Raw genomic sequence first — 10,558 nt, 5'->3', positions numbered from 1 at the left:
GGCTTCATCACTACAATCATCACAGACCCCATACCGGGATCGGTGGTCTTACTCCATCAGAACGCGTTCACAACCTCACGGGGAACTACAGCTAGATCAGCGCGGCGATCGCGACGTTGACGGCGGTAAGGCCGGCGGCGGTCATGAGATCGGGGCGAGCCGCCTCCGGATTCTCGCGCTTTTCGGCCCGCCAGGCAAAGAAGCAGACCGCGAGCGCGACGACGAGCTTGATCCCGATCTTCATGTGGTTGACAGTTTCTTCGGGCTGGAACTCCCGTACCACGACCATGATGATGCCGAGAACGAGGGCCGTCAGCGCGCCATGCACCAGGCCCTTCGGGACTCGCTTCTGGGATAGCCCGGCGAGGGAACCGCCGAAGACATAGGCCATCGCGAGCAGGTGGAAAACGAGCAGGATGTTGACAAGGGTGTTCACAAAAATGACTCTATCGCACGCGAACAGTTACTCAATTCCGCGCGCGGCTGCCCAGCGTGAGAGCTCATACCGGCTCGACAGCTGGAGTTTGCGCAGCACGGAGGAGACGTGCGATTCCACCGTCTTGATCGAGATGAACAGCTCCGCGGCGACCTCCTTGTAGGCGTAGCCGCGGGCGATCAGGCGCATGACCTCCTGCTCGCGGCCCGAGAGGCGATCGAGTTCTTCGTCGCGTTCGGCGACATCCTGCTGGCCGGTGCCAAAGGCGTCGAGGACGAAGCCTGCCAGGCGCGGGGAGAAGGCCGCATCGCCGGCGGCGACGCGTTCGATAGCTTCGATGAGTTCGGAGGCGGTGACGGCCTTGGTGACGTAGCCGCGGGCGCCCGCGCGGATGACCGCGACGACGTCTTCGGCCGCGTCGGAGACCGACAGCGCGAGGAAGCGGGGCGTGGATTCGAGCCGCTCGGCAAGGATCGTGCGCGCGACCTCGGCGCCGCCCCCGCCGGCACCGCCGGGCAGGTGCACGTCGAGCAGGACGACATCACACGGCTGGGCGCGCAGCACTCGGATCGCTTCATCGACGCTGCCCGCCTCGGCGACGATGTCGTAATCGGGCCGCAGGGCCCGCAGTTGCGCGCTCACCCCGGCTCGCACCATCGCATGGTCGTCGACGATCGCGATACGCACGTTAATTCTCCTTCGTTTGCGGCACGCTGATGCGCACTTCACTTCCGCCGGTCGGCAGCGGGCTACGGATTTCGCTTTCGCCGCCGACGCGCTCGATCCGAGCGATGATCGAGCGTTTGATCCCGACGCGATCGTCCGCAATGTCCTTCAGGTCGAAGCCGGGGCCACGGTCGCGCACCCACACCTGGGTGTGGCTACCGCCGAGTTCGCCATACAGCGAGATCGGCCCGCTGCCTCCATGCTTACACGCATTGGTGAGCGCTTCACCGACCGCCGCCGTCAGCGCCGTCGTTTGCTCGCTCACCTGGCTATCGCCGGTGAGCACGATGTCGATCGGATGCTGGTAGCGCTCTTCAATCTCGGCCGCGAGCGTGCGCAGGGCTTCGGCGACGCTGACGCCGACCTCCGGACGGTCGGAATACAGATAGCGCCGCAGGTCTCGCTCCTGGGAACGCGCCAGGGAGGCGACGACGTCGGCCTCATCTGCCCGGGAGCGGATGAGCGCGAGCGTCTGCAGCACCGAGTCGTGCAGATGCGCGGCGATATCGGCACGCTCGGCTTCACGGATGCGCGCCTCGCGTTCTTCGTTCAAGTGCGTGCGGGTCCGCAACCACAGCGGCGCGACGACGATCGCGACGGCAATGAGCACGGCAAGGCCTGCGACCATGCCCGGCAGAAAATCGCGCAGTCCTTGTTCCCCCGTCACCACGAGGACGGCACCGAGGACGACCGCGGCGACCCCGACCGCGATCTGCAGCGGCCCCGGCTGCCCTTCGTCGGCGGCCGCCGCCCAGATGACGCCGGCGCCCGCGAGGACGAGCAGGATCCCAACGACGGAGCTCCCCACTCCGAATCCGCCGACCATCCAGACGAACAGGACGATCGCGCTCGCCCCGAGCACGCCGGCGAGGGCGAGCTGACCGCCGAGGATGCGCCGTGATTCAGGTGCGGCGAGGCGGCGGGCGAGGCGGGATCGGGCCACCGGAACATCCCCGGACGCCGCCCGCGGGATCGCGGTCGCGCAGATGACGTACAGGACGATCCCGAGGCCAAAGATCGGGGCGGTAAGCACAAAACCCAGCCGCCATGCCCAGGCCGGGCCACCGAGGTGGACGGCCAGTCCCTGCCCCACGCCCGCGAGCGACTTCGGTTCGCGACGCAGCAGCGGTGGACGCTCCTTGGCCCACGGCGCCCGCAAATCGGCATAGTCAGTACTCACATCATGATCGTGACACGCAAAGCGTGCGTTGCGAAGCCCAGCGGCGAGCTTTCAGGGATAAATCAGGGACGTACCCCATAGCGGAGCAGTTCGCCGATGCCCCACAGTTAAGACATGGGATTTTTCGAGACCGTGCGTTCGCGTCCCCTGCGACGCACTGACGACCGCATCTTCGGCGGCGTGTGCGCGGGATTGGCCCACCGTTGGGGTATCGCTCCCCTGCTGGTGCGACTGCTGTTTGTCTTAGCTGCGCTCATCGGCGGCCTGCCGCTCGTCCTCTATGGGATCGGTTGGCTGTTGCTGCCGGAATACAAAGACGGGCGGATCCATCTTCAAGAGCTCTTCCGCGGCCGTCCCGATATTGCGGTCGCCGCCGCCCTTGGGATGATCGTTGTCGGCTCGTTGCGACCCATTCTGTGGTTCGGCTCCACGCTCGATACCCTGCGCGACATTATCCCGCTGATGTACGTCCTTGCCGTCATCGGAATTGGCATCCTTGCCCTCGTCATCCTGGCGCGCGCACTGGCCTCCCGCCGACGCGGCGGAACGCCCGAGGCTCCGGCGCCGGCGGTCGTAGACACCGACGCACCGATCGCAGCCTTCGAGGCTCTCGAGCCGAGCCCCGCCCCGGCCCCGCGGCCGCGCAAACCCCGCACGCCCGTGATCGAGCCCCGATTCGCGATGGGTGTCATCGCGATCGCGATCGCCCTCGGCGCACTGACGCTCCTGTTGCGCCCCAACCACTTGGGGGCCTGGCTCATCGCGGCCGGCGTGGCGCTCGCGGTCATCGCCGTCGGTCTCATCATTGCGGCCGCTCGGCAGCGCCGCGGGACCTGGCTCACCGCCGCCAGTTGGCTCCTCGGCCCTGCTCTCGCGTTCGTGCTCGGCCTGTCGCTGACGCTGCCGGAGGCCGTTCTTTCGACCCGTGACATCCACATGTTCGAGCAGCACCTCGGCCCGGACGGAACAAATACCGCATTCGCCTCGAACGTGCGGATTCCGGTGTCCCGCGACAGTGTTTCGGCCACGGCGGGCATCGGCGTGTACGACATCCCCGATGACGGCTCCCAGCCCCTGGAAGTCCGCGTCCATGCCTCGGGCTACGTCGTCATGCGGGTCTCTGGTTTCGGTGGTTGGGAGGTCACGTATCCCGACGGGACAACTTCGGAAGTCGAGGCACGCGTATCGACCACCGCAGACGGACAACTCGAACTCCACTGGGAGTTTGACGATGTCGTGGTGACCCCGGGCCAGAGCGCCAGCTACCGCAACGCCGCAGCTAAGAAGAACCCGCAGGGCGTGCGGATCGTTCAGATCGAACTCGGCAACGGGGATGTGAGAATCAGCCCCGAATTCGACGATCCCACCCGTTTCATCATCGACAAACTCGGGGTGACGCCGCCGAGCACCGATGCCACACCGAAGGAGTCCGAATGAGGACCTCGACACTCACCTGGGGTAGCGCCATGGCCGCGATCGCGGGCCTCGCGATTGCTCGCGGCCTGGGTCTCGCGATCGACGTGCGCACGGCGATCATCGTCTTACTGTTGGCGCTCGCGAGTGCCCTGGCGATCGGGGCCCTCGTTCCGGCGAAGCCGCTGCCACCCACCTATGACGAATCGGCCGGAGCCGAGGGGGCTCCGACCGATTGGTCGGCTACGAGCGCGCCGTTAGGCGACGTCGCGTTTGGCGAGACGCATGAAGACAAGACCGGTGAGGATCTGCAGCAGACCCAGACCGATCACGAGGGCGGAGACGCCATAGGCGAGCACCGAGGTGAACAGGGAGGCACGTAGGAACGAGCCGTTCATCGCGGTCGTACGCTGCTTGGTGAAGTCCTCAGCAGCGGCCTTATCGCCCGCGGCTTCGGCTTCCTTGGCCTTCGCTCCGAGCTCGGCGTAGGTCAGGCCGTTCGCGCCCTTCAGGGCGTGCTTGTTGATGACCTGCGCCTGTGCGTAGGCGGTGAAGGGGCCCTTAACTTCCTTCCCCGCGAACATGTCGGCGTCCTTCGGGACGGTGATCTTCTCAGCGGTCAGCTGGCTGGTGACCATACCCCAAGTGGTCGCGCCGGCGCCCACGAAGATGACGCCAAGCACCAGGGTGACGATTCCGGCGATCCGTACGAATGGATTGGCAGAAGCTTCCATGGTGATCTCCTAGTGGTAGAGGGATGGAGATGATGTATTCATCTCCTCAATTCTTCCCCCTGGAAATCACTGGATAGTGTCGGGGTCGCGTGATCTAGTTCACCGAGGCACAAATTCTGCCTAAATGGCTTAAATCGCCCATAGGAGATATATCCTGCACCCGTGCGGTCAGAGCGTCTTCTCCAGATAGCACGACCCGTACTCGTTGACGTGTTCAGCGAGGCGCTTCGTGCGCGGACGCTGGGAGACGTGCTGCCGATACCACCGGGCCATCTCCTCGTCCGTCTGGGCAAGGCCGTCAGGAAAACCGACGAAGGCCATAACCTCGCCATCGGCCCAGAGACCGGCGACCAGGGGAAGATCCGCCTCGGTCGTCGGACGGATCACTACTCCCATTCGATGGTGCCCGGGGGCTTACTCGTCACGTCGAGGACAACGCGGTTGACGTCGGCGACCTCGTTCGTGATGCGGTTCGAAATATGCGCGAGCAGGTCATAGGGCAGGCGTGACCAGTCGGCGGTCATCGCGTCCTCGGAGCTCACGGGCCGCAGCACGACCGGATGGCCGTAGGTTCGGCCATCACCCTGGACACCAACGGAGCGGACATCTGCGAGCAGTACGACGGGGCACTGCCAGATATCGCGGTCGAGGCCCGCCGCAGTGAGTTCCTTGCGGACGATCGCGTCGGCCGCGCGCAGGACCTCGAGACGTTCGGCCGTCACCTCACCAATGATGCGAATGCCGAGGCCCGGGCCCGGGAACGGCTGGCGCCACACGATGGCTTCGGGAACGCCGAGCTCGAGGCCGACCTGGCGGACCTCGTCCTTGAACAGCTCGCGCAGCGGCTCGACGAGTTCGAACTGCAGGTCATCGGGCAGCCCGCCAACGTTGTGGTGGCTCTTAATGTTGGCGGCGCCTTCTCCCCCGCCGGATTCGACGACGTCGGGATACAGCGTGCCCTGGACGAGGAACTTGACGTCCTCGCCGTGGGCACCGGCGCGCGCCACAACTTCGCGGGCGGCGTCTTCGAAGACGCGGATGAACTCGCGTCCAATGATCTTGCGCTTCGCCTCGGGATCGGTGACGCCGGCCAGGGCCGTAAGGAAGCGCTGTGAGGCATCGACCGTGATGAGGTCGACGCCGGTCGCGGCAACGAAATCACGCTCAACCTGTTCACGCTCGCCCGCTCGCAGCAGGCCGTGGTCGACGAAGACGCACGTGAGCTGGTTGCCGACGGCCTCCTGCACGAGGGCCGCGGCGACCGAGGAGTCGACGCCGCCGGACAGACCGCAGATGACGCGGGCATCGCCGACCTGCTCGCGGATCTTCTTCACCTGGTCGGCGATGACGTTCTCGGGCGTCCAGTCCGGGGCGAGGCCCGCTCCGCGGTACAAAAAGTTTTCGAGCACCTGCTGGCCGGCCACCGAGTGCTTGACCTCGGGGTGCCACTGCACGCCGAACAGCCTGCGCTCGGCGTCTTCGAACGCGGCGATCGGGGCGCCAGGCGAGGACGCGAGGACCGTGAAACCTTCGGGGGCGCGAGCCACCGCATCGCCGTGGCTCATCCACACCTGCTGGCTCTCGCCCGTGCCTTCGAGTAGGAGGCCGCCGTCGGGGCTGGACGCGGTCGTCGAACCATATTCGCGCTGGCCGGTCTGGCCGACTTCACCGCCGAGCGCCTGCGCCATCGCCTGGAAGCCGTAGCAGATTCCGAGGACGGGGACGCCGGAGTTCACAAGGTCGGCCTCCAGCCGCGGAGCGCCATCGGCGTAGACGGAGGACGGACCGCCCGACAGGATGATCGCGGCGGGATTCTTCGCGAGGATATCGGCGGCAGGCATCGTGTGCGGCACGACCTCGGAATACACGCGGGCCTCGCGCACGCGGCGCGCGATCAGCTGGGCGTACTGGGCGCCGTAGTCGATGACGAGGACGGGAGAAGTTGCGGTCATCGGAGTTCCTTTTCCTTCGCAACGAGTTCGGGCAGATCTGCCTCCACCCACTTCTTGGCGGTCGGCTCGAGAATAAATGACATCACCGGGATGACACCCGCAACGATGAGGGCGATCATGCGCCCGAAGCCCCAACGCATCTGGGACCACAGGCCAAACACCGTGATGAGGTAAATGACATAGACCCAGCCGTGGACGATCGCGATCCAGTTACCGATGACCGGACGGGCCGACCAGGTGCTGTTCGGATCCTCTAAACCATTGAGCTGCAGGACGTACTTCAGCACGATCTCTAGCGTCAGTAATAGGAGCAGTGTGCCGGTGATGAAGGCCATGATGCGATAGCGCGAAAAGGCCGTGCGGGCCTTGGATTCCACGGAGGTCATGAAACCAGGTTAGCGGGAAAAAAGATTTCGTTATGTCAGGCCCCCTCCATAGGATGGCAACCGTGCTTGAATACCCTTCCTCCTTCCCCAACTATCGCGCTGATGGTGCTCCACACCGCTATCTGGCGTGGTTGGCTCGCGCCCAGTGGAAGGTCCTGTTGGCAGGGGTTGTCCTCGCGATCATTCGCGATGGCGCCAACGCACTCATGCCGCTCGCGCTTGGGCACGCCCTCGATGCGGGGCTCGCCGGTGGTTTTTCGTCCACGGTGGTGTCCTGGTCGCTCGTCCTGCTTGGTCTTGGCATTCTCGCCGCGTCGTTCGACGCCATCACGCATCTCGCCGAGGTCATGGGCTGGATGCGCGCGTCGATCACCTCCCAGCGCACCGTCGGCCACCACGTCTCGCGCAGCGGCCATGCACTCACGAAGGACCTGCCGACCGGCGAGATCATGTCGACGGTCGCAACCGACGCGTTCCATATCGGCAACATCATGGAGTCGCTGCCGCGCCTCATCGGCGGCCTGTTCGTCTACGGCCTCGTCTCCTTCCTCCTCATTAGCCAGTCGCTGCCGCTCGGCCTGTTCGTCCTCATCGGCCTGCCGATCATCACCGCCCTGACGGCGCTGCTGATCAAGCCGCTGCAGGCACGGCAAAACCGGCAACGCGAATCTCAGGGCAAGCTCACGACGCTCGGCACCGACACCGTATCGGGCCTGCGGATCCTGCGCGGGATCGGCGGCGAGGACGTCTTCGCGGCGCGCTACCGCGAGCAGTCGCAAAAGGTCCGCTTCGACGCCGTGCACGTCGCGAACGTCCAAGCGATCCTCATGGCCGTGCGCACGGGCCTGCCTGCGCTCTTCATCGTCGGTGTCGTCTGGTTCGGCGCCCGCCTCGCGATCGCGGGCGACATCACGCCCGGCCAGCTCGTCTCCTTCTATGGCTACACCGCGTTCCTCGCGCAGCCGCTGCGCCAGGTGACGTTCATGTTCCTCCAGCTCACGCGCGCCCGCGTCGCCATCAAGAAGACCCGCAAGGTCCTCGCGGTCGACCCATTGGCCGGCACGCTAGCGGACCGCGACGCGGACACCCCGATCCTGCGGCCACTGCCCGAAGGTGCCCCCGTGCTCACCGACGCCGACAGCGGCCTTCAGATCGAAGCCGGAGCCTTCACCGTGCTCGTCGGAGCCGACCCGGATGACTCGGCAGAGGTCGCACGCCGCCTCACGCGGATCGATGACGCGGCCTCGGCCGGTGTTGCGCTCGCGGGTTCGCCAATCACGTCCTATCCGCTGCCCGAAGTGCGCCACCGCATCGTCCTATCGGACGCGACGCCCCAGCTGTTCACTGGAACGCTTCGTTCGCAGGTCGATGCCCGGGAAGAAAAAGGTAACGATGCCGACGTGTTGCAGGCACTCGCGGTCGCCGATGCTCACGACGTCACGCAGACGCTCGGCGGCCTTGCGGGCGAGATCACCGAAAAGGGCCGCTCGCTCTCCGGCGGCCAGCGCCAGCGCGTGGCCCTCGCCCGCGCCGTACTGACCGAAGCGGAAATCGCCGTGCTCATCGAGCCGACGTCCGCGGTCGACGCTCACACCGAGGCCCGGATCGCAGCGCAGCTGGCACAAAGCCGCAAGGGTCGCACGACGGTCGTCGTCTCCGCCTCCCCGCTCGTCCTCGAGCACGCGGACGAGGTCATCTTCATCTCCGACGGGTCCGTCATCACCCGCGGCACCCACCACGATCTTCTCGCCCGAGCCCGGGAAGGAAACCCGGACGCGCTCGCCTACCGCGGCGTCGTCGTCCGGACTACCGCAGAACCGGAGGACGCTCATGCAACTACCGATCGCTGATACGCCAACCGTCTGGCGCCGCATCAAAGACCTCCTCGGGCAGTACCGCGGACCCCTTGCCCTGGTCGTCGCCCTCCAGGGCATGGCGGCCGTGGCGGCGCTCGCGATGCCGTGGCTGCTCGGCCGGCTCATCGACCAGGTCGCGCAGGGCACGACGCTCGCCTACGTGAACCAGATCGCCATCTGGTTGCTCATCGCGGTGGCCACCCAGACCGTGCTTACCGGTATCTCGCAGCGCAACGCGATGATCCTCGGTGAGACGATCTTCGCCCAGTTGCGCGAGGAGTTCCTCACGACGATCACGCGCCTGCCGCTGTCGACGGTGGAAAAGGCCAGGACAGGCGACCTAATCGCGCGCACGACGAATGATGTCGACCGCGTCCAGTGGGTCATCCGCTTCGGTATTCCCCAGATCCTTGTCCAGATCATCACGGTGATCCTGACCCTCGGGGCGGCTTTCCTCGTCTCCCCGCTCATCGCAGCTGCGCTGCTCGTCGGTATCCCCGTGCTGATCGTCGCCTCGAAGCACTATCTGCGGCAGGCGACGCCCGCCTACCTGCGCAACGCGGAGGCCTACTCCAAGCTCAACGGGGTCTTCACCGAGTCGATCGAACACGTCGATACCGTCGACGCGCTCTCGCTCGGCAAGCGTCGTCGCTTCCACATGGATGCGGCACTGAAGAATGCGTGGGATACCGAAGCCTTCACGCTGCGGCTGCGCGCGGTGCTGTTCTTCTGGCTGGGGATCGCCTTCATCCTGCCGCCCGTCGCCGTGATCGTGTGGGGGTCCTACCTTGCGACCCATTCGATCGCGGGCGCGGCGATCGGCTCGGTGGCAACGATCTCGCTGTATGCGGTCCAGATCCAGGGCCCGATCGGCGAATTGCTATTTTGGCTCGATGAGTCCCAGGTCGCCCGGGCTTCGCTCTCGCGCATCCTCGGCATCAACCTCGTCGAGCCCGACCGGGTCACGAAAGACGTCGCCCCGGCCGATGAGCATCTCGTGGCCCGTGGCGTGCGGTATTCCTACGTGGACGGCGTCGAGGTCTTGCACGGCCTCGACCTCGATCTGCGCCCCGGTGAGCGGCTCGCCATTGTCGGGCCCTCGGGCGCGGGCAAGTCGACCTTCGGACGCATGCTCGCGGGCATTCATCCGCCCACCGCGGGCGAGGTGCGCATCGGCGGCGTCAACGTCGTCGAGCTGCCCGAACACATCCTGCGCTCCGAAGTTGCCCTCGTCACCCAGGAGCACCACGTGTTCGTCGGGTCGATCGCCGACAACCTGCGCCTCGCAAAGGCGGACGTGTCCGAGGCCAAGATGTGGGAAGCCCTCGACGCGGTCGCCGCGCGCGGCTGGGTCAGGAAGCTAAAGGAGGGACTGGAGACCGAGGTCGGTTCGGGCGCGCACACGCTCACCCCGGCGCAGGCCCAGCAGCTCGCCCTCGCCCGCCTCGTCCTACTCGACCCGCACACGCTCGTGCTCGATGAGGCGACCAGCCTGCTCGACCCGCGCGCCGCACGCGATCTGGAACGCTCACTGTCGGCGGTCCTCGCCGACCGCACCGTGGTCGCGATCGCGCACCGGCTGCATACCGCCCATGACGCCGACCGCGTCGCCGTAATCGAGGACGGAAACATTGTTGAAATCGGTCCTCACGACGAGCTCGTCGCCCTCGGCGGGGCGTACGCAAAACTCTGGGAATCCTGGCAGCAGGAGTAGCACAACAATCGCCTAAATCGAACATTAGGCCCTCCTTGCCAGGACGAAAGTCCCGGCAAGGAGGGCCTAGATGTAGTTCCCCGTGAGGTTGTGAACGCGTTCTGATGGAGTAAGACCACCGATCCCGGTATGGGGTCTGTGATGATTGTAGTGATGAAGCC

10 protein-coding genes are annotated in these 10,558 nt (G+C 65.9%); 3 read left to right on the top strand and 7 right to left on the bottom strand.

Going from position 1 to position 10,558, the window contains the following annotated elements:
• Nucleotides 1–91: 91 nt before the first annotated feature.
• Genes BSZ39_RS11165 through BSZ39_RS11155 form a run of 3 tightly spaced genes read right to left on the bottom strand, consistent with a single transcriptional unit; the run spans nucleotide 92 to nucleotide 2,342 of the window.
• Nucleotides 92–436 (bottom strand): hypothetical protein, encoded by a 345-nt coding sequence (locus BSZ39_RS11165; protein ID WP_073717407.1) that lies wholly within the window; start codon nucleotides 434–436, stop codon nucleotides 92–94.
• A gap of 27 nt (nucleotides 437–463) precedes the next feature.
• A complete protein-coding gene (locus BSZ39_RS11160; protein ID WP_083603306.1) occupies nucleotides 464–1,129 on the bottom strand; it encodes a response regulator in 666 nt (221 codons plus the stop codon).
• The gene (locus BSZ39_RS11155; RefSeq protein ID WP_083603305.1) at nucleotides 1,125–2,342 is read right to left on the bottom strand and encodes an ATP-binding protein; all 1,218 of its coding nucleotides are present in this window, start codon (nucleotides 2,340–2,342) and stop codon (nucleotides 1,125–1,127) included. Before BSZ39_RS11155 ends, BSZ39_RS11160 begins: the two co-directional genes overlap by 5 nt.
• A gap of 114 nt (nucleotides 2,343–2,456) precedes the next feature.
• Between BSZ39_RS11155 and BSZ39_RS11150 the strand changes: the two genes are divergently transcribed.
• Entirely contained in the window at nucleotides 2,457–3,779 is a 1,323-nt protein-coding gene (locus tag BSZ39_RS11150; protein ID WP_073717405.1) for a PspC domain-containing protein, read from the top strand.
• A gap of 233 nt (nucleotides 3,780–4,012) precedes the next feature.
• Here the strand turns inward: BSZ39_RS11150 and BSZ39_RS11145 are convergent, their stop codons facing one another.
• The 4 genes from BSZ39_RS11145 to BSZ39_RS11130 form a co-directional block, all read right to left on the bottom strand.
• Nucleotides 4,013–4,489: a hypothetical protein gene (locus tag BSZ39_RS11145; RefSeq protein ID WP_073717404.1), complete on the bottom strand. Its 477-nt coding sequence runs from the start codon at nucleotides 4,487–4,489 to the stop codon at nucleotides 4,013–4,015.
• Nucleotides 4,490–4,657: 168 nt separating this feature from the next.
• Nucleotides 4,658–4,885, bottom strand: coding sequence for a GNAT family N-acetyltransferase (locus tag BSZ39_RS14330; RefSeq protein ID WP_222842945.1), 228 nt, complete (start codon nucleotides 4,883–4,885; stop codon nucleotides 4,658–4,660).
• Entirely contained in the window at nucleotides 4,876–6,441 is a 1,566-nt protein-coding gene (gene guaA, locus BSZ39_RS11135; protein WP_073717403.1) for a glutamine-hydrolyzing GMP synthase, read from the bottom strand. Before guaA ends, BSZ39_RS14330 begins: the two co-directional genes overlap by 10 nt.
• Nucleotides 6,438–6,827, bottom strand: a complete 390-nt coding sequence (locus BSZ39_RS11130; RefSeq protein WP_073717402.1) for a DUF3817 domain-containing protein — start codon at nucleotides 6,825–6,827, stop codon at nucleotides 6,438–6,440. The genes guaA and BSZ39_RS11130 overlap by 4 nt, the downstream gene beginning before the upstream one ends.
• Before the next feature lie 62 nt (nucleotides 6,828–6,889).
• Here BSZ39_RS11130 and BSZ39_RS11125 point away from each other — a divergent pair, with 62 nt between their 5' ends.
• Nucleotides 6,890–8,677, top strand: a complete 1,788-nt coding sequence (locus BSZ39_RS11125; RefSeq protein WP_073717401.1) for an ABC transporter ATP-binding protein — start codon at nucleotides 6,890–6,892, stop codon at nucleotides 8,675–8,677.
• Nucleotides 8,658–10,397, top strand: a complete 1,740-nt coding sequence (locus BSZ39_RS11120; protein WP_073717400.1) for an ABC transporter ATP-binding protein — start codon at nucleotides 8,658–8,660, stop codon at nucleotides 10,395–10,397. Before BSZ39_RS11125 ends, BSZ39_RS11120 begins: the two co-directional genes overlap by 20 nt.
• Nucleotides 10,398–10,558 lie beyond the last annotated feature (161 nt).

The organism is Bowdeniella nasicola, from assembly GCF_001907295.1.
Classification (GTDB): Bacteria; Actinomycetota; Actinomycetes; order Actinomycetales; family Actinomycetaceae; genus Bowdeniella; species Bowdeniella nasicola.
The sequence above is the reverse complement of the archived record's forward strand: the minus strand, read 5'-3'. Positions and strand labels throughout refer to the sequence as shown.